The 19,483-nt window shown below is 41.5% G+C and carries 13 protein-coding genes and 5 pseudogenes; 9 read left to right on the forward strand and 9 right to left on the reverse strand.

Features of this window, described 5'->3' with window-relative positions; all coding sequences use genetic code 11:
* Positions 1-53: 53 nt before the first annotated feature.
* Complete coding sequence (grpE, locus tag ATY38_RS14655) at positions 54-647, reverse strand: nucleotide exchange factor GrpE (protein WP_062559939.1); 594 nt, start codon at positions 645-647, stop codon at positions 54-56.
* A 138-nt stretch (positions 648-785) separates the two neighbouring features.
* Positions 786-2,162, reverse strand: coding sequence for an adenylosuccinate lyase (gene purB, locus ATY38_RS14660; RefSeq protein ID WP_062559940.1), 1,377 nt, complete (start codon positions 2,160-2,162; stop codon positions 786-788).
* A gap of 655 nt (positions 2,163-2,817) precedes the next feature.
* Here purB and ATY38_RS14665 point away from each other — a divergent pair.
* Both ATY38_RS14665 and smbP (ATY38_RS14670) read left to right on the forward strand, forming a co-directional pair.
* Positions 2,818-3,003 (forward strand): CsbD family protein, encoded by a 186-nt coding sequence (locus ATY38_RS14665; RefSeq protein ID WP_062559941.1) that lies wholly within the window; start codon positions 2,818-2,820, stop codon positions 3,001-3,003.
* A gap of 117 nt (positions 3,004-3,120) precedes the next feature.
* Complete coding sequence (gene smbP / locus ATY38_RS14670) at positions 3,121-3,462, forward strand: small metal-binding protein SmbP (RefSeq protein ID WP_062559942.1); 342 nt, start codon at positions 3,121-3,123, stop codon at positions 3,460-3,462.
* Between the two features lie 34 nt (positions 3,463-3,496).
* Here smbP (ATY38_RS14670) and tnpA read toward each other — a convergent pair whose 3' ends face one another.
* From tnpA to ATY38_RS14690, 3 genes are all read right to left on the reverse strand, one after another.
* On the reverse strand, positions 3,497-3,934 hold the full coding sequence (gene tnpA / locus ATY38_RS14675) for an IS200/IS605 family transposase (RefSeq protein ID WP_062559212.1): 438 nt from the start codon (positions 3,932-3,934) through the stop codon (positions 3,497-3,499).
* 349 nt (positions 3,935-4,283) lie between these two features.
* The gene (locus tag ATY38_RS14680; RefSeq protein ID WP_062559943.1) at positions 4,284-5,345 is read right to left on the reverse strand and encodes an IS5 family transposase; all 1,062 of its coding nucleotides are present in this window, start codon (positions 5,343-5,345) and stop codon (positions 4,284-4,286) included.
* A 676-nt stretch (positions 5,346-6,021) separates the two neighbouring features.
* Positions 6,022-6,222 (reverse strand): hypothetical protein, encoded by a 201-nt coding sequence (locus ATY38_RS14690; protein WP_062559945.1) that lies wholly within the window; start codon positions 6,220-6,222, stop codon positions 6,022-6,024.
* Between the two features lie 801 nt (positions 6,223-7,023).
* Between ATY38_RS14690 and ATY38_RS14695 the strand changes: the two genes are divergently transcribed.
* Complete coding sequence (locus ATY38_RS14695; RefSeq protein ID WP_062559946.1) at positions 7,024-8,010, forward strand: YihY/virulence factor BrkB family protein; 987 nt, start codon at positions 7,024-7,026, stop codon at positions 8,008-8,010.
* 204 nt (positions 8,011-8,214) lie between these two features.
* On the opposite strand, the gene ATY38_RS14700 is transcribed toward ATY38_RS14695, so the two are convergent.
* Entirely contained in the window at positions 8,215-9,381 is a 1,167-nt protein-coding gene (locus ATY38_RS14700) for an IS4 family transposase (protein WP_062558265.1), read from the reverse strand.
* A gap of 934 nt (positions 9,382-10,315) precedes the next feature.
* Here ATY38_RS14700 and ATY38_RS14705 point away from each other — a divergent pair.
* From ATY38_RS14705 to ATY38_RS15655, 4 genes and pseudogenes are all read left to right on the forward strand, one after another.
* Entirely contained in the window at positions 10,316-10,603 is a 288-nt protein-coding gene (locus ATY38_RS14705) for a hypothetical protein (protein ID WP_062559947.1), read from the forward strand.
* 311 nt (positions 10,604-10,914) lie between these two features.
* The gene (gene smbP / locus ATY38_RS14710; protein ID WP_062559948.1) at positions 10,915-11,253 is read left to right on the forward strand and encodes a small metal-binding protein SmbP; all 339 of its coding nucleotides are present in this window, start codon (positions 10,915-10,917) and stop codon (positions 11,251-11,253) included.
* Between the two features lie 340 nt (positions 11,254-11,593).
* On the forward strand, positions 11,594-12,871 hold the full coding sequence (locus ATY38_RS14715) for an esterase/lipase family protein (RefSeq protein WP_062559949.1): 1,278 nt from the start codon (positions 11,594-11,596) through the stop codon (positions 12,869-12,871).
* 168 nt (positions 12,872-13,039) lie between these two features.
* A pseudogene (locus ATY38_RS15655) lies at positions 13,040-13,403 on the forward strand (helix-turn-helix domain-containing protein); the annotation flags it as partial.
* 33 nt (positions 13,404-13,436) lie between these two features.
* Here ATY38_RS15655 and ATY38_RS15660 read toward each other — a convergent pair.
* Positions 13,437-14,560: pseudogene (locus ATY38_RS15660) on the reverse strand (IS3 family transposase).
* Between the two features lie 550 nt (positions 14,561-15,110).
* Here ATY38_RS15660 and ATY38_RS14740 point away from each other — a divergent pair.
* Positions 15,111-16,184 (forward strand): annotated as a pseudogene (locus ATY38_RS14740) (IS5 family transposase).
* 397 nt (positions 16,185-16,581) lie between these two features.
* Here the strand turns inward: ATY38_RS14740 and ATY38_RS14745 are convergent.
* Both ATY38_RS14745 and ATY38_RS15665 read right to left on the reverse strand, forming a co-directional pair.
* On the reverse strand, positions 16,582-17,175 hold the full coding sequence (locus tag ATY38_RS14745) for a nuclear transport factor 2 family protein (protein WP_062559953.1): 594 nt from the start codon (positions 17,173-17,175) through the stop codon (positions 16,582-16,584).
* A gap of 420 nt (positions 17,176-17,595) precedes the next feature.
* Positions 17,596-17,727: pseudogene (locus ATY38_RS15665) on the reverse strand (FxDxF family PEP-CTERM protein); the annotation flags it as partial.
* A gap of 504 nt (positions 17,728-18,231) precedes the next feature.
* On the opposite strand from ATY38_RS15665, the pseudogene ATY38_RS14755 reads away from it, so the two are divergent.
* A pseudogene (locus ATY38_RS14755) lies at positions 18,232-19,461 on the forward strand (IS3 family transposase); the annotation flags it as partial.
* Positions 19,462-19,483: the final 22 nt, after the last annotated feature.

The following is a 19,483-nucleotide window of genomic DNA, read 5'->3' on the forward strand; positions in this document are numbered from 1 at the left end:
AGAGATTATTCTGTTTATCAATTAGTTTTGAAATGGAGATACTTGATAAAAATTCAAGAACCTTGAGCTTTCGAAACCGACACAAGTGCAGGACGGATAATGCGTTCATGCAACTTATAGCCTTTCTGCATGACTTGCACAATCGTATTGGGAGCCAACTCCGATTCGACTATACACATTGCCTGATGTTGATGAGGGTCAAATTTCTCTCCGGCTGGATCAATTACCTTTATGTTGAATTTATCAAACACACTCATCAGCTGTTTCTGGGTCAACTCAACTCCATTCTTAAAACTCTCTACACTGGCATTATCAACTGCCAACGCAGCCTCCAGACTATCCATTACGGTTAGTAATTCAGTAGAAAAATTCTCAATGGCATATTTATGTGCATTTGCAATATCATTTTGGGAACGCTTACGGATATTTTCAGTTTCAGCTTTTGCGCGCATCCAAGCATCATGATGATCGGCCGCTTTGCTCTCAGCTTCCTTCAACAAATCCTCGAGATTGGGTTGTGAACTCTTAATTTCGCCTGTTTGAATGGTTGCATCGCTGGTTATACCAGTGACATTAACTTCTTCCTTAATATCAGCCATTTCAGGCCGATTGTTTTCCGGGTTGTTTGCATTTTCTGAGCTTTGCATCATGCCTCCTATGAGTGTGCAGGCGATATTGGGATTGCTAGATGAAATTTCAAGCCTTGAACGAAACTTTTTTACCCCGCAAGCAAATTTACTCGAATCAATCTGTCAGTTCGCCTCATATTTTCATCCGAATCGGGATTAATTCTTTATTCTTAGGGCTAGCCTAGTGGCCATACCGATATAATCCTGTGGAGTCAATGCCAACAGACGAACCTTCTCGGGTTCCGGAATATTCAAAGCGTCGATAAACTGATGCAGCGTCTCTGGTGTAATTCCATCCTTACCTCGAGTTAAAGCTTTCAACTGTTCATAGGGATTAACTACACCATAGCGCCGCATCACGGTTTGAATCGGCTCCGCCAGAACCTCCCAAGCATTGCTCAGATCAACCCTTATTGCAGAAGTATTAACTTCCAGTTTATTTAATCCTTTGATACATGAATCATAAGCTAACAAGGTGTGCCCTAACGCCACGCCCATATTGCGAAGTACTGTGGAATCAGTTAAATCTCTTTGCCAGCGCGATATCGGTAACTTTTCGCTCAAATGACGCAATAACGCATTAGCAATACCCAAATTACCTTCCGAATTTTCAAAATCAATCGGGTTGACTTTATGCGGCATCGTTGAAGATCCGATTTCATCCGCTTTGGTTCTTTGTTTGAAATAACCCAGCGAGATATATCCCCAGATATCCCGATTCAAATTCAGCAAAACCGTATTAATTCTTGCATACGCATCAAATAACTCCGCCATGGTGTCATGGGGTTCAATTTGAGTCGTATAGGGATTAAATTCCAGCCCCAGCTTTTCAACAAACGACTGCGCAAATTTCTCCCAATCCAGATTCGGATAGGCAGACAAGTGCGCATTATAATTACCTACCGCGCCGTTAATCTTTCCCAGAATGGCTACAGATTCCAGTTGTTTTCTTCCGCGTTGCAGGCGATATACAGTATTGGCAAGTTCTTTACCCAATGTTGTCGGCGTAGCGGGTTGTCCGTGAGTACGAGCCAGCATTGGAATATCAGCAAACTGATGCGCAAGCTCGATTAATCGGTTAATAATCTTATCCAGAGCAGGCAGCATCACTTGCTGCAAACTGGTTCTAAGCATCAGACCATGCGATAGGTTATTAATATCCTCGGAAGTACAAGCAAAATGAATGAATTCACTCACTTTTCTCACTTCGGCATTGTTTTCCAGCTTCTGCTTTAACCAATACTCAACAGCTTTTACATCATGATTAGTCGTCGCCTCAATAGCTTTAATCGCTTCGCTATCTTCAAGCGAAAAACTTTCCACCAGATTGTCCAGCTGCACATAACTTTGAGGGGAAAAGTTCGGTACTTCGATGATCCCGGGTTGTTCGCTCAGCGCCTTAAGCCATGCAATCTCAACCTGCACACGAAAACGAATCAAAGCGAATTCGCTGAAATAAGATCGTAAAGCATCAACCTTTGTATGGTAGCGCCCATCCAGTGGAGATAGCGCTGTAATAACAGGGAAATTCATAGTATTTTCAATTCTTTTGGAGTTTGGATTTTAGCATGCCTACTTTGAGCTGAAGTGATATTCAAGAGATCTCTGCATAATTGTATTTTAGAGTTTTTCTGTGTAGGGATATCGTCAGATATGGAATCTATGTGATTAAGTGGCAAGCAGATTTACTTAGAATCGCTGCACAAATTGTGCTGGCGACAAATAATACAATCTTTTCTATTTTGGCTGTCGGTTATAGAAGATTCGATATTTCGGTAATCTCCTATATGGCTTGTGCTTGCTTTAGTTTCCTGCTTTATAACGCAGCAGTTCGGTTCCAAGTATCCTTCAGAAACTTCTCATCAAGATATTATCTTAGCAGCTACCTTTCCGACTTATGAATGCAATCATGCCGAATTGTTGTAATAAATTCTGACATGGGCATAGTATTCTCCTAATCAGTTAATAAAATATCATTAACTTATCTGCTTATAAAATCGACCCTACCTCTACAATTGTTGGCGCCGCCTCCACAGGATATATTTTATCCGCAACAAAGTATTTATTTTGACATCAGTTCGCTAGCGCACAGATTAAGTTTAGCAGTACATATATTCTGATAAAGAGTGAAGAGAGACATGATTTCATGTTCTGGTCATCACTTGAAGTTAAATGTCAGGAGACAAGCATGAACAAAGATCAAGTACAAGGCCGTTTCGAAGAAACTAAAGGCAAAGTCAAGGAAGTTGCAGGCAAGATACTGGACAATAAGGAAATGGAAATCAAAGGCAATGTCCAAAAAAATATCGGCAAGGCTCAAGTGGGCGTGGGTGATGTTAAAGAAGATATTAAAGAAGCAAAAAAGACTTGCTAGCAAAACACAGATGCTATCACTACCTCAATCTTGATAGCAGTCTAGTCACTATATTCCCGGGCTGCTACATGGCCACAATAAAATAATTTTTAATACTTATTTAACTGGAGTTTCAGAATGAACATCAAAACCAACGTGTTATATAGCATTATTCTAATCCTATCTCTCTGCTCATTTAGTGCTATTGCAGCAGAAAGTCATTTAGATCAAGCGATTAAACATGCGGAAGCCGCGGTCAGTGCAGCTGATGGAAAAGCTATCGCTAAACATGCCGGAGAAGCGAAAACCCATGCAAATGCATCTAAATCCGAAAAAACTTCTGTGAAGAATGCAGGCTCGCATTTAGATGCAGGCATTAAAAGCTTGGATGAAGCCATTAAGCAGGGTAACCTCGGTGCCACAGATTTAGCAAAAAAAGCTGCGGGACAAGCAGTGACTCATTTAAAACAAGCTGCTTAAAAATTAAACGACCCCGTGGCAAGACCACGGGGTATTAGAAAAGCTCAAGTTGACGCAGTTCTTCTTTTGGTTTGCCTTGATTCTTTACATACCGCTCAACCACACCCCAATCCGCTCTTTCCCCTACAGTTGCAACATAATAGCCATCCGTCCAAAACTCACCACCCCACAGATCTCGTTTCAAATCCGGCTTCCACTTAAACAATTCCCGCGCTGTTATGCTTTTGAACACCCTAACAATCTGACCCGGTGCAATTTTCGGATGTGCCGTACAAAGTATATGTACGTGGTCTTCGTCGCAACCTATCTGCTCAAACTCAATGTCGTATCGATCTTCTATCGCTTTCGCAGTCATCATAATGATTTTTACAACTGCGTCATCTAACAGTCCCCGTCTGTATTTCACAGGAAATACAATGTGATAATGTATCTGCCACCCACAGTGGCTCGCCTTCTCTACGACATCTCGCATCCCATCATTCTAAAGCCTAATTAGATCCCCGTGGCAAGACCACGGGGAATCGCAAGTTTATAGATAATAACAACCTCATAAAATTGAGGTTCCTATCTCCACCACAAAACAAGTTTGCGATGTTTCGATTAATGCTCGGTGATGTGTTCTGGTCGAAGCTGGAGAAGATTCTGCTTCAAGAAGCGATTTACAACAAGCGAAATCTGCGCATGACAGTATAAGAAAGACCTCTGCACAACCGCAAGAATTTTGCTGTAGCGACAGAGAAAATTTTCCAAGTGACACTTGTTGCACGTCACTTTAATAGAAAGTGAAGTTTTTTCCTTTTTTTAGGTGAATTTTTCCCCTTTTATGTAATATTTGGACGGATCGCTCCCCTTAATGGTTGGTCTACGAAGATTTTGTTGGCTGCTTTCTTTAGATTCATGCAGATACTTTTCAGTATGACTTGGGCGTTGACTTTCGTCGTACCGAAGTAGCTGGCGCGTCCCATTCTGAATAAGCGTTTGATTGTGCCGAAACACTGTTCGACAATATAGCGTTTTTTACTGATCAATTGATTCGCCAGCTTCTGGCGTGACGAGAGGGGTTTATTCTTGTACGCGCGATGCATGATTGCGCTCTTGATCTTTTGCTTTCTTAGAAATTGCCGATTGGCATTGCTGGCGGATCCCTTGTCGGCATACACCCGATTCGCCTCGATATGCGCACCATCGATAGCGGCTTCGAAATGCATCATTTCGCTCTGGTTGGCAGGGGCGGTGTGAACCCCGCGCACATAGCCGTCTTGTGCGTCCACCACCAGGTAACTGCGGTAGCCAAACTGCGACTTCCTGCCTTTCTTTAGCCAGGTCGCATCCGGATCCGCGCTTTGTTCTTCGATACAGTTGATTCCAGGTTGACTGCCATCTTCAAACTGAACAACCTTACCTTCTTCGGCATCCACTTCCAGTGTGATGGTCTTTTTAGGGCGTGCCGCTGACTCAATCAGCGTGGCATCAATGACCGCTCCTGTCGCACCCTTGATCATCAATCCGTGGCATTGAAGCTGTTCATTAATAGAGGCCAGCAGATCATCTAGCCGGTCGTTGGTTATTAGCCGGTTACGGAACCGGCATAAAGTGGTTTCGTCCGGTATCGCATCCGACAAGGACAGTCCGCAAAATTGCAGAAAATCAATGCGTACACACAGTGCTTGCTCCAACGCAGCGTCCGATAAACTATGCCACTGACCTAGCAGGATCGCTTTGAACATCAACAACCCATCAAACGGCTCTTGGCCTCCACCATGCGATAACTCGCGCTTGTATAAACCCGTAAGTTTCGGACGTAATTCCTCCCACTCAATTAGGGCTTCAATCTTCAACAGAACATTATCTCGATTCAATCGCTCTGCTTTCCAGTGTTCCAAAACTCATCTGCATCTTTTGCTCCAACTGTCTTTTAACCCCCTCTATTTTAGTTGGTTATTGCACTGCCAGGCGAGGTTGTGCAGGAATCTTTAAGATATGTTGTATCGAATGTGGGTAGGTTGTGCGTGGCGAGAATTGCTTGGGGTATTTGGAATTCCATTTACAAAAAGATTCAATGCGTAGTCATCCAATAGTAATATGGGACAGGTTTTTAACGCACTGATTATTGAACCGGATTGGGAATCGGAATTTATTGATGGCAGATATGTAAAAGCACATCACAGATCAGTAGAAACAGAAATGTTGAAAAAAGTCGCTTAACTGGGTTGTCCGGTTTTACTTGACCAGGTCATTTAAAGCGGGTGGGCGAAACAGCACACGAACCAACGAGGTATGGTTTCGTAGAAATTCGGCTGCGCGATTTCGCCCATAATAAGGGTATCCAGTACACAGAGAAGAAGGTAGAAGGGAGTGCGTACTGGATAGGGCAACTTTCCAGCCCTCCGACTAAGTGTGAAGAGGCACTCGGGCTGGTGCGGGTTATTCATTTCAAACTCGTCAAGAAAGAATGAAGAACATGTACTCATTATTATTTTTTTAGTCATACTTCTCTGTGCGATTGGTTACATAATTAAAATAAAAATATTTTATTGTCGTTTGCTATTAATAAATACTTTATCTTACTGCGGCATACTTCTTGCAATCGCCGGGTTTTTGTATGTAGCTGTTCTCAATAGCTGGTGATTCTTCCAGCAGTTGCTTCATACCTTCTTCGTCATTGATTTTATTACGAATAATTCCTGAGCATGTTTGACTAGATATTGTTTTTGTTTCCCCAATCGTAGGGCTTTTCTCAATGACTGCGATTGTCAACATATCCACTATTCATAATGTTTATGCATGCCGCCAGTTTGACTGAAGCTAATGTGTCAATGACGAAGTAAAAAGGTACTCAATATCGCGCGAAGTCGAAGTGCGTATCAGCTAGGTTAATAAAAAAGAGGGGGTGACCTTTGTACCTCTCAAGTCCTGCACGTTTAGGAAAAAAGAAAATTTAAGAGGCAGTTGGCAAGAGTGCTACAAATTAAGATGGCTGCTTAAAGCGTTGAAACATAACAACAGCGAGGCAAAATCTAGGCTTCTTTTGAATTTGACCTCAAGCTTGTTGGTAAATTCACGCCACCAAATTTGATCAAAGTCTATAGTCATAACTTCGTAAAGAATTATTTGGTCTTTCTAAACATCTCCCTCATCGTCTAAAACGCCTTCTGCTCGCGCTTGAGATCAGCTATCCTATCTGAAGTAGGAGTCCAACCTAGGAAGGAAAAACTGTTAATCCGCAGGTTCCAGGTTCAAATCTCGATACTGTAACTATAAATATCAATAGCTTACATAAGAATAGAACTTCAATTAATGTATTAGTCCCATGTAGGCTTATTCCAAAAGTAAGCACTGAGCTTGGAGCTCTATCACCCTTTGATCTCTACCGAGTTAATTTCATTGTTCCGTAGGGTAAGAGGTTTAAAACCGCAGATTTAAAAATAAACCAATTTAGTAAATATAAATAATTTTCCAACAAATCAAGGAATTTTAAATTTCCGATTTAAAATTATGAATCGTTATAATTCATGTTATTTTTAATTTTTTCTTTTAAATTTCTCACCATTTTTTCTGCTAATGAAATTAACATTTAATAATGCATGGCCTGTGTTTAAAGAAGTGATTTCTGAATTCGTCGAAGTCAATGTACTTAAAATGAGCGCATCACTTGCTTTTTATACCCTGTTTGCTCTCGCACCTATGTTCATTATTATTATAACAATCGTTCAATTCTTCTTTGGTGCAGAGGCGATAGAAGGAGATCTTTATCCTCAACTTGCAGAATTGATAGGCTCGCAAGCAGCCACTCAGCTAGAAGAAATGATTAAGAATGTTGCAATCTCTGAAAAAAGTACATTATCAACCACGGGGAGTGTAGTAATACTCCTGTTCTTGGCCACCGGTGTATTTGTTGAAATCCAGGAATCAATAAATTATATCTGGCGGCTAAAAGCAAAACCCAAAACAGGTTTTGTAAAACTTATTGTTAATCGCTTTCTGAGCTTTTCAATGGTTATTTCTCTAGGATTTATTCTTTTAGTATCTCTGACATTAAACGCTGCATTAGAATTTTTAATGCAAGGTTTACAGAAAATGTTCCCGATTATTACTATCTATCTCACTTACTCTCTTAATCTGACTCTTACTTTTGTGGTCATTACTTTTATATTCTCTTGCATATTCAAGATCCTACCGGATGCAAAGATTAGATGGAGAAATGTAATAGTTGGCGCTATAACCACTGCTTTACTTTTTATGATAGGTAAATCGGTTATCACTTTTTACTTATCTAATAGTGATGTAAGTTCAACTTACGGGGCAGCAGGCTCCATCGTGATTATTATGCTTTGGGTTTATTATTCAGCAATAATTTTATATTTCAGCGCTATTCTTACAAGGGTTTTTGCTCAAATCTCGGGATATACAATCTACCCCAGCGACTATGCTGTTTTTATTAAAGAAGTTGAAATTGAAAATAAAGAATCACTACAAAGTCAATCCGATACCAAGAAGATAAAAGCTGAAATCCAAAATGAAGTAGCTCAAGGCGAAAAAAACAAGTAACTACAATAGCATGTCAAATCTCTATTAAATTAGCTTAACTAAGAAATTCAAATGTTACTTAATCTGAGTAGGTCTAATTTTTGCTTTCATTTTTCCAAAGCCTGATCATTTTTTAATGATATCCCAATCCCATCATTCCACGCAGTGGCAGGGTCAACTTTAGTATATTGAAATTGCTATAATACATCAGTAGTGTCCGGCAATTTAGTTGAATAGATTCAGTTGGTTGTTGTTATGGTGAGTGATCATTTGCATCTCAGTATTTTTAAGTAATTGATCTAGGTTAGTTTTCTCGAAAAGAGTTAGGCTCAGGATTTGTAGGATTGTGTAAAGTGAAGTCTCGGTATTGAGTCGCTTTTTTACGATGGCAACCAAGACATAAACCGAGATGGCAATCCATATCTGTGTCTTGACTGCGTTTTCAGTGGTTCCGTAGAATTGCTTGATACGAAGATGTTGTTTGATCCACTTGAAGAATAGTTCGATCTGCCAGCGACAACGATAAAGCTGAGCGATGGTCAGTGCAGGTAAATCGAAGTTGTTGGTTAGAAATACCAGATGCTTGTCGTGTTCGGCATCATAGAACTTAATACGTCGTAGGTGCTGCGGGTAATCCTTGCTGGCCTTCGTAGCGGTCAATGCAATGGTCTGATCGCATCGCAGTCCCGTGGATTTGTCCACTGAGTGAGAGTAGACACGGCGAAAAAGGAGACTGGATTTAGCGCGCGTTACAAAAAATGCTTGTGCTTGATGCATAGTGAACCAGCGAGCAAAGTCGGTAAAGCCCCGATCCATGATGTAAAAGCTGCCAGCTTCGGGGATCAGGAAATCGAGCACATTGACTTCGTGCATCTTGCCGTCGCTGATATGGATGAACGTTGGAATGTTGCCGCGTAGATCAAGCAGTGTATGCATCTTGACGGCAGCTTTGGTCTGACGAAAGCGCGCCCATGGAAAGACGCTCAAACACAGATCGATGGTCGTGGTATCGAGTGCATAGACTGTCTGTTCCAACTCCACCGCTAAGCTATCGCTGGAGTAAAGCTTTCTGGCGATCTGGATCAAGCTCATCGCGAAATCCATGTAGATGCGACAATCGCGCTGCTCGTTGGCATCGGCCAACGTACTCTTGGCGATGTTGCCTCGTATGCCCAAGTGATAAAGCTTAGCTTGGTGAGCGCGCAGACAGGTTTCGATGTTGCGCAGACTCTCGCGGTAAGTCAGCTGCGCGAAAGCCATGCAAAGAAATTGATCGAGATGCGAAAGAGTCTTGGTGGGATATTTGGAAGGGTAACGCTGTACACAGCGGCGGAATGTGTGAAGGGGCAAGTAATCCATGAGTTGTGCGAATACCAATTTGCCTGAATGCATGATAAGAAGCCACGTAGGGAAACCTCCAGTTTCGCAAAAAATTCACTTTCAAATCGGTGACACCCCCAAACATACCATTTCATTCTACAGATCAATCTGTTATACAATCATCTTGGGTAAATTGCCGGGCACTACTGATAATACATCATTCGATAGCGCGCCGACTTATGAGAAAAGTAAAGAACTTTACAGGTGAAAATTTCTGGGTACGAGATTATTTTGTATCAACAGTCCCACCTGATGAAGAGATGGTTAGAGAATTCATTTGTAACCAAGATAAGAAAAACGAACATTATGATTAGCACAAGGTAGGTATCGGATGTTGCCTTTTGACTGGAGTTGTCCGCTTTTACTTGACCAGGTCAATCCTTAGTAAAAAATTGAACAATAATACTTGAGGGCATCGTCAACTTTTTACTAATATTTCATCTGTGCGAAAACAAACATGGAAGATTATAGTTCTCACTTAGGAGTGCTAATAATGGAACCCGATCTTCCTTATGGAAATAACCAATTAATTTAATGAAGAAATAAACCAACTCGTTGCAATCAGCGAGATATTAAAAGAGATCTTCAGGCTACGGGTCTTAACCAGCATTTGCTCCTTGCGTTACATCAAATGATTTACAACCTTCGCGCAAATACCCATACATTTCAGAAACTTGCTTATATACACCTTTTTAGCTATAGCTAGTGAATTTTGGAGGTGCGATCAATAAGAAATATTGATTAGTGTGCGATAGCGAACAGATTATTCTGAATTAGGGTAATAAGATTGAAGCTAATATAATTAAAATCTTAGTAACATCTATTGTTTTGATTACATTGAATTAAGAAATTATTAAACTTTGGTATAGATGCATTAAGTTAAAGATATATGAAAACTTTAAATAATTTCAACCAAATATTTAAAAAATCTATAAAGGAAAATTTAATGAAAGCTATTAATAATAAATATGTGTGGAATGTTTTTAGTGCAATTTTAGTAATGGGAGTTTTCTTCTTATCCAATACTAATACTATTGCCGCATCCGACAAGAATAGCACCGTAAATGAATCAGAAGATATATCTCAAACGGATAAAGAAAAAAATTTAATAGAGAGTGATGATCCTTCTGGTCCCCGAGACCGGGATCCTTCTGAAGTAGTGCTTCCTTCTGAGAATTCTGATAAAAAATCAGGCTATGAAGAAGCTCAAGAATCCGGTACTAAAAATCCGTAAGCCGTTACTTGGAGGATCAATGGTCATATAACATTCACATGACCTTATTCTGGTTTGGTTAATTATATAGTCATAAGTGGAATAATCGGTGTATTAGTTTCGATCTAATCGCAAAAACTCTTGAGTTCAATAAATAGAATTGTGTAAAAAGCTCGCGATGATATGGAAATTTGGATTATGTACCTTCCGCATTAAGAAAATGTTATTAATCAACTATAAAGTTGCGTACCAAACAGAGAAATAATTTGAAATGGAACATAATTATTTTGTATGAATGAATTTTTTATCTATTTCCAATAGGAATAATTAATATGAAACCCATTCAGTTAATCGCATTTATTTTCACATTATCACTTTTTTCTATAAATGTTATAGCCCAAAATAATCAACTAGACAAAGCGATTAGCCATGCTGACGAGGCATTTAAAGCAAGAGATAACAAAGAATTAGCGGTGTACGCCGAGAAAGCCCAACCTTTCGCTTTAGCAGCACAAAAAGAAATGCATTTTTCGCACGAGGGGCGAAATCACATAGAGGCAGGAATAGTTAGTTTAGGCCAAGCCGTTGAAAAAGGAAAATTGGGCGCTACCGACTCTGCAAGGCACGCGGCTGGTGAAGCTTTAAGACATTTTAAAGAAGCGAAAGAATGAAAATATTAATCAGTTTACTCTGGTGTAACAATGTGTAGTAATTTTGACCCGATCTGACAGTAACTCGATTTGAAGAAGCCCCTCAGATTAAATCTGAACTACTAAAATTTATTGATTGTAATTTTGATGACTATGGAAATCGAAGGGCGCTTAGGGCACCCTTTTAATTTGATCCACAGCCAGTTTAGATTTTAACCACGCCTTAAGTACATTAACGTACCGACTTTGTTATATTTGCTCATTATATTATGTGAGTCTTGATGCATTTTAGTCGGTTCATTAAATTGGGCCGTGACTAAATGCTTACGCTGTTGACAGAAATTTTTTACTGGAGAAGATCATGGTCAAAAAACATCGTAAAAATAACTTCTTTATAGTACCGTATTTTGCAATAATATTTTTTGTTTCTATTTGGAATACAGCTGACGCAAATACTGATTCGTCAGTGGATATTAGTACGGTGGAATTATCCAATGTAGAATGTCTGTTGAACTGGGCACAAACATTTCACCCTAATCTATTTTCTCCGCTAGTTTCAGGTGTTCAATCATCACCTCCCTTCACTTATCGTTTTTATCCTGTAACAAATTCTTATTTAGGGGTTTCATCAGATGACAACCATGTCTACTACCTGGGGCCAGATGGTATATCCCCCAAAGATATTGGTGAGTTATCTACTTTTCTGAATGAATCCGGATGCGGGCAAACGACGCATCCCGTAATATTTATTCATGGATTAGATTCTTCTGCAGATACATGGGTATCTTATCGTAATTATTTGATTAATAATGCAGGGTGGTTGTTTGGTGGGATACCCACCTATGATCCTGAAACAAAGACAGTCAACATTAATTGCCCATCAGATCTAGATTTTCCTAATGCTTGTTCAGGTGGTGCTGGCAATTTCTATACATTAAATTTTTCTAATAATCAGGATTTAACTTTGGATGTTTTGGGAGGAGAGCTTGCAGATATCGTTAAAGCAGTTTTAGCTAATAATCCTGGCACAACAAAAGTGATTTTAATTGGTCATAGTTCAGGTGGGCTTGCTGCGAGAGGGTATCTTCAAGGATTAGCCCGAGTATTGGATTCAACATCAACAATACCCTATAGAGAAGATGTTGCTAAACTTATCACTGTTGGTACCCCTCATCAAGGAAGCTTCTGGGCACAGGCATGCCATGCTAACTTAGATCTTTTTGATATTATCAATAATGTTGGTATATGCGATCTTCTGCCTGGGGATATCGACTCGGATAGTATTGCAGTTCAGGAACTACAACCTGATAGTGCCGCTATAAATACACTTAATGACCTGATTAATCATCCGCTTCCAATTAGCGTTCTTTATGTTTCGATTATAGGAACTGGACAACCTACTTTAACGAGTATTGTCGATTTTCAAGATGGAGATGGAATCGTATCAGCTAGTTCGCAGGATCTTATAAATTTGAGCGGCACGAGTGCTCTTCAACAAAAATCTACCAAGATAGTTATTCCATTTCGAGAATGTGCCAATGAAATAGAAATCCCTATAATTGACAATGTAGGTCAAACCCATACATGCGAGACAACTGATATTACCATCGGAGCGGAAATATTAAGAAATTTACAATAAACAAAAAGTGAGACTAATGAACTTTATCTGCTGTAGTTCAGACTTGATCTGACAGCAAAGTCTTGCCAAAGGGTGGGATTATCCGATTTGATAGAGATGCGAAACTTTATCAACCCAGCGCGAAAGTCCAAAGGAGTAATCCCCTGATTAGTGCTCAACAGAAAATCATTGGAAGTCATCAAATACAAGATTGGTTTGCTTAATCTGGCAGCCGAGCTTGTTAATGTATCGCGCGCTTGCAAGGTGATGATGGTTTTTTCTCGTAATACTTTCTATCGCTATCGGGCTGCCGTGGAAACAGGTGGCGTAGATGCCTTGATTGACGCTAACTCGACGCACCCCCCCCCCACAGCATCAAGAACCGCGTCGAAGAGGCGACGGAGACAGCTTTACAGCTTTTGCCCCGGAATAGCCTCCTTTTAGTCAAGTTCGGGTTTTCCACGAACTGCGCAAACGCGGAATCTTCGTTTCTCCATCCTGTGTCCGTTCGGTGTGGCTGCGCCAGAATTTGGAGTCGTTCAAAAACCGAATCGCCCCGGATTTTCTGGAGGCTGTTTGGTTTGAGTCAAGCTGCATCAGCTGACTCCTTTAATTGGCGATGATAGGCCATTTCAAATTCTGCCGGTGGAATATTTCCAATCGGCTCGAGTAAGCGAGCGATTATTGAACCACCCCATCCATTCCAAAGTAGCAAATTCGACATTGTCAATGTTGCACCAGGGGCCACGATGCCTTATGACTTCAGTCTTGTATAATCCGTTAATCGTTTCGGCTAGTGCATTGTCATAAGAATCGCCATCACTACCGACAGAAGCATCAATATTGGCTTGCTCCAGGCGTTCCGTGTAACGAATTGATAGATATTGACTACCTCAATCACTATGGTGAATCAATCCCTTAATGTCTCGCCGTGCCCACAACGCCTGTTCCAATGCATCGAGCACCATATAGGTATGCAATGACGGGCTGACTCGCCAACCAACAATATACCGGGCAAAAACATCGATAATAAAAGCCACATAAACAAATCCCGTCCACGTTGCAGCAAAGGTAATGTCTGCAACCCACAATTGATTTGGCCGGGTTGCTACAAATTGTCGGTTAACCTTATCTGTTGGGCGGGCAAGTAAGTCATCCGCAATGGTTGTCCAATACTTCGTGCCACGCCGAATACCTTGCATCCCAAGCTTCTTCATCAACCACTCGACTGTGCAGCGAGCAACGCCAATGCCTTCTCGCAGCAACTGCCGCCATACTTTGCGAGCACCATAAACCCGGAAGTTGCCTTCCCATACTCGGTGTGTATCAAGTTCCAGCCTCATGTCTCGTTTGATGCGATCGGGCAATCGATCCGGACCTCGCTCGCGCCCTTTGTGTCCGTAATAACTCGACGAGGCAATCCATATTTGCCTGCAGATTGGCTCGACCCGGTATCCCGCTTTGTTCTTATCGACAAACACCACCCATCATTTCGGTCGGCGGTCAGCCTCCTCGCACGAAATATGCCGCTGCCTTACGCAATATCTCGTTGGCCCGCTTTAATTCCCAATTCTCCCGTTCCAATTCCTTGAGCCGCTCACGATCCGTACTCGACAGGCCACCCCGAATCCCCTGATCATTTCTGTTCGCCTTACCCAAGTGCGCAATGGTCTCCGCTGTACAGCCAATCTTTGATGCAATCGATTTCACTACCGACCATTGCGAATGGTGCTCCTTTTGCTGCTCGAATACTCATCTTACCGCTCGTTCTCGCAATTCCGATGAATAACTCATTTGATTCTTCATCTTCTGCTCCTCTCAAATCATTTTATCTCCGGAAAACTCGGGGCGATTCAAATCGCAAACAATGCTAAAACCGCCAGTATAACCATCGTTCAATATCTATTTAAACAACATCAATGCTGTGCACCGATCCTTCTTCGGACGACGTACATCCGCTTCTAACGCCAACAGCAACTTGGATTCAAATAGTGTCAGTCTTGCCATGCTTCTTCGCTCTCTGATATTTAACCGCGCTGTCGTTTGGCGCTTTCAACCACTTCTTTATCGTATTCCGTGACAGACTAGTTTGCCGCTGAATCTCATTAATTGACAGATATTCACGGTAATACATCCGTCTTATCTTTACATACATAACCATGGTAATCACTTCTTAAAGATTCCTGCACAACCTTGCCTGCCAGTGCAATAACCAACTAAAATAGAGGGGGTTAAAAGACAGCTGGAGCAAAAGATGCAGATGAGTTTTGGAACACTGGAATTAGCAGAGCGATTGAATCGAGATAATGTTCTGTTGAAGATTGAAGGCTTAATTGAGTGGGAGGAATTACGTCCGAAACTTACGGGTTTATACAAGCGCGAGTTATCGCATGGTGGAGGCCAAGAGCCGTTTGATGGGTTGTTGATGTTCAAAGCGATCCTGCTAGGTCAGTGACATAGTTTATCGGACGCTGCGTTGGAGCAAGCACTGTGTGTACGCATTGATTTTCTGCAATTTTGCGGACTGTCCTTGTCGGATGCGATACCGGACGAAACCACTTTGTGCCGGTTCCGTAACCGGCTAATAACCAACGACCGGCTAGATGATCTGCTGGCCACTATTAATGAACAGCTTCAATCCCACGGATTGATGATCAAGGGTGCGACAGGAGCGGTCATTGATGCCACGCTGATTGAGTCAGCGGCACGCCCTAAAAAGACCATCACACTGGAAGTGGATGCCGAAGAAGGTAAGGTTGTTCAGTTTGAAGATGGTAGTCAGCCTGGAATCAACTGTATCGAAGAACAAAGCGCGGATCCGGATGCGACCTGGCTAAAGAAAGGCAGGAAGTCGCAGTTTGGCTACCGCAGTTACCTGGTGGTGGACGCACAAGACGGCTATTATGTGCGCGGGGTTCACACCGCCCCTGCCAACCAGAGCGAAATGATGCATTTCGAAGCCGCTATCGATGGTGCGCATATCGAGGCGAATCGGGTGTATGCCGACAAGGGATCCGCCAGCAATGCCAATCGGCAATTTCTAAGAAAGCAAAAGATCAAGAGCGCAATCATGCATCGCGCGTACAAGAATAAACCCCTCTCGTCACGCCAGAAGCTGGCGAATCAATTGATCAGTAAAAAACGCTATATTGTCGAACAGTGTTTCGGCACAATCAAACGCTTATTCAGAATGGGACGCGCCAGCTACTTCGGTACGACAAAAGTCAACGCCCAAGTCATACTGAAAAGTATCTGCATGAATCTAAAAAAAGCAGCCAACAAAATCTTCGTAGACCAACCATTAAGGGGAGCGATCCGTCCAAATATTACATAAGGGGGAAAAATTCACCTAAAAAAAGGAAAAAACTCCACTTTCTATTAAAGTGACGTGCAACAAGTGTCACTTGGAAAATTTTCTCTGTCACTACAGCAAAATTCTTGCGGTTGTGCAGAGGTCTTTCTTATATTCTCCCGCCTAAAATCTCGGCAAGATACGTGCATTACCTGGTCAGTTTTCAATCGGTACAACTAGGCTTTTATGGTCAAGTTTCGACCGGTGTCAACAATCAGTGACGTGATCAACTAATTCTGGGAAAACCAGTTAAGAAATTTTCTCCAATTTTCTGTTTTCAGCTTATATTGATTTTTACTTTTGCATCCCGGATAGGAATGCAGGCGATGAGTGTTATAAAATATAGAAATAGCTGCATAGCGGTTCTACGAGGAAAAGGCTACTTTCTTTCAGTAGGGTTAGCTTTCTCCAATTGATGACGAAATTCATTCAATTGCCGTATTAGTTCATCACTCAAAGATTTAACCTGGTTTTCAAAAAGCGGTATTTGCTGCTCCAGTTTCTTGTTAATAACATCGCCAATTGCCCGTAAACTATTAATAACCTCTCCGAAAGGCAGGATTGAGAGATTGGTAAGGGTTTTCTGATAATCTACTTTCCATACATCGTCTTCTTTCAATAAAACAGTATCGAAAGTTAAAGGCTTATTGCTTTCGTGATTTTTCAGCATAATCATAGTTGCAACCTTCGCATCGGGACCGTCGATGACGATCACGCCGGTTTTTTCTAGTGACGCTCCCATAATATTTTCTTGTTTAATCACAAGATCCTGGGTCTCTCGGGTTGTGTATTTTCTGGCGGTTTCGAGTTCGCCATTTACCATCGCCTTCCAGAATGCTGTAGTGGTTTGTTCAGGGCTTAATGTCGTTTGACAACCGTTGAATAAGAATAAAAGACTGAGAATTCCTATCAATCTTGACGTCTTATGGTTTATGTAATTCTGGTGCAAAATCTGTAACAGGCTTTTTATCATTAAAACCTCCAGGGTTACTCAAGCAACAATCTTTCATACAGGGAATACCTAATAATTCCTCTATAAATAATTTTTAATTATTTTGGAGCATCGATCTTAGCTAATCTTAACAGTACCGCAGTAAAATATCTGTCCTAGTTTATTCCACTCAAGGAGATATCAAATATTTGTCCGATGTGTATCGTCAACGTAAGCCGGATAGATAGCAGCTTGTTTCCTCGTGCGACGCTAAATGAAGCGGTAGAGAAAGCGGATAGTATGCAAACACCGCTTTCCTATTTTCAAAGATCTCATCTATACCGCGAAATAGTAGTCATTTACCGAGCCCGTCTTTATGGCGAGTTTTTTTACTTTTAAATCTCAATTAAGAAACAAAAACGGAAGCCTAAGCTCCCATTATAGATTAAATCAATTTCTAAATTAAATCGCCGATTCTTTTCTACGACGAGCCATAAATCCGATCAACCCTAAACCAGCAAGCAACATGGCGTAAGTTTCTGGTTCTGGGATTGGAGATAAATTATCAGTTGTGCCAAAGGTTGTGAAAGGGCCACCTTCGAAGCTGAACTGAACTTGTTGATATCAATCGCAGCAAACTTCTAGACCGTATATGTTTAATGTGTGATTACCAGTAGCAAGATTCAAAGAGTTTATGCTTAGAAACTGAGAAGGATCACTATAATTACCATTCCACCACATATCATTGGACTTGAAATCGTAAGCAACACCATCGACAAAAAATATAAAGTTTCATCCGCATCGTCAAAACACACACACTCGGAAAATCTAAAGCAGTTCCACAATCAACCCAGTTTACGTCCTTAATGATCGAAGAGCATGCACTTAAACAGGCATTAAAGGAAATCCACCGCTTACTTGGTGAATCTCTTGCTAGGAGCAAAACATTAACCTTTCCGGTTGGTAGCAAACGTGGTGTTCATATTACAAAGGAGGCTTAATCATGAAGATTGTTAATAACCGTACATTGACTTGGTTTAATGAAACCGGACATTCCAGTTAAGAGAAAATAGCTTAAGTGGAGGAAGAAATGATAAGAGAAAGCAATATACAAAGGAATACAAATTAGATGCAATCAGTCTGGTATTGGATCAGGGCCATACGACATCGGAAGTATCTCGGAGCCTGGAAATCAGTGCCAATATGCTGAGGAGGTGGATTAGGGAATACCAGGCAGGTGAAGCTGATCAGTCATTCCGGAGTAATGGGAAACTGACACCGGAGCAGGAAGAAATCCGGCAGTTGAAGGTGCAAATCAGGCAGCTCAAGCTGGAAAGGCAAATACTAAAGGAAGCGACGGGGATTGAAGCGAAGAAACGAAGTGAAATATTCGTTCATCACCCAAAGGAAGAAGATCTATCGGGTTGGCTTGATGTGCCAACTTATGGGTGTGAGTCGCAGCGCTTACTATGATTATGTCCGGCGCACTGACAATTATTCTGAAAAACAATGTCACGAGGAAATACTTGAAACGGTTCGAGGCATAGCGAAATCGAGCAATCATAGCTACGGCAGCCGCAGAAGCGCAAAGGTGCAAAAGCGCAAAAGCGCAAAAGCGCTGAATGCGTTGGGTTATTCGGTTGGTCGTTGGAAGGCTCGGAGCCTAATGCGGGAAGCCGGTGTGCAGTTCAAACATCGGAAGAAATACAAAGTGACAACCAACAGTAATGACAAACAGTCGGTGTTCGAGAACAAGCTGAATCGACAGTTTGATGTTAAAGCCCCGAATCAAGTCTACGTTGGCGACATAACCTACATTTGGACCCGGGAAGGCTGGCTGTGTCTGCCTGTCGTCATTGATTTGTTTTCCAGGAAAGTAGTTGGCTGGAGCATGAACTCAAGAATGAAAGCGAGGTTAGTCTGTGATGCATTGAGAATGGCTATCTGGCAACACCAGCCACAAGCAGGACTGATAGTACAGTCGGATCGCGGATCGCATATGCCAGTAAAGAATACCGACGACTTCTAAAAATACATGGCTTTACCGGTAGCATGAGTTGTTTGGAAAATTGTTGGGATAATTCAGCGGCTGAAAGCTTTTTCGGCAGCCTCAAACAGGAGCGAATCCACTGGCGGCATTACCAAACCCGTCATGCAGCACAGCAAGATGTGCTGCACTATATTTCCATGTTTTATAGCAGCCATCGACCACATTCATACCTGGGGTACAAAAGCCCCAATCAATATGAAGCGGAAACAGAAATATTGAAAAAATCGCTTAACTGGGTTGTCCGCTTTTACTTGACCAGGTCAATAGGCCAGCATTAAAAGTATGCTGGCCTATTTATAA

The sequence above is a fragment of the Nitrosomonas ureae genome (assembly GCF_001455205.1).
Taxonomy (GTDB): Bacteria; Pseudomonadota; Gammaproteobacteria; order Burkholderiales; family Nitrosomonadaceae; genus Nitrosomonas; species Nitrosomonas ureae.

Excerpts from the sequence above, each read along its gene's own strand:
- grpE (WP_062559939.1), bottom strand. The coding sequence starts at position 647 with ATGCAAAGCTCAGAAAATGCAAACAACCCGGAAAACAATCGGCCTGAA.
- purB (WP_062559940.1), bottom strand. The coding sequence starts at position 2,162 with ATGAATTTCCCTGTTATTACAGCGCTATCTCCACTGGATGGGCGCTAC.
- ATY38_RS14665 (WP_062559941.1), top strand. The coding sequence starts at position 2,818 with ATGAACAAAGATCAAGTACAAGGCCGTTTCGAAGAAACTAAAGGCAAA.
- smbP (WP_062559942.1), top strand. The coding sequence starts at position 3,121 with ATGAACATCAAAACCAACGTGTTATATAGCATTATTCTAATCCTATCT.
- tnpA (WP_062559212.1), bottom strand. The coding sequence starts at position 3,934 with ATGCGAGATGTCGTAGAGAAGGCGAGCCACTGTGGGTGGCAGATACAT.
- ATY38_RS14690 (WP_062559945.1), bottom strand. The coding sequence starts at position 6,222 with ATGTTGACAATCGCAGTCATTGAGAAAAGCCCTACGATTGGGGAAACA.
- ATY38_RS14695 (WP_062559946.1), top strand. The coding sequence starts at position 7,024 with ATGAAATTAACATTTAATAATGCATGGCCTGTGTTTAAAGAAGTGATT.
- ATY38_RS14700 (WP_062558265.1), bottom strand. The coding sequence starts at position 9,381 with ATGCATTCAGGCAAATTGGTATTCGCACAACTCATGGATTACTTGCCC.
- ATY38_RS14705 (WP_062559947.1), top strand. The coding sequence starts at position 10,316 with ATGAAAGCTATTAATAATAAATATGTGTGGAATGTTTTTAGTGCAATT.
- smbP (WP_062559948.1), top strand. The coding sequence starts at position 10,915 with ATGAAACCCATTCAGTTAATCGCATTTATTTTCACATTATCACTTTTT.
- ATY38_RS14715 (WP_062559949.1), top strand. The coding sequence starts at position 11,594 with ATGGTCAAAAAACATCGTAAAAATAACTTCTTTATAGTACCGTATTTT.
- ATY38_RS14745 (WP_062559953.1), bottom strand. The coding sequence starts at position 17,175 with ATGATAAAAAGCCTGTTACAGATTTTGCACCAGAATTACATAAACCAT.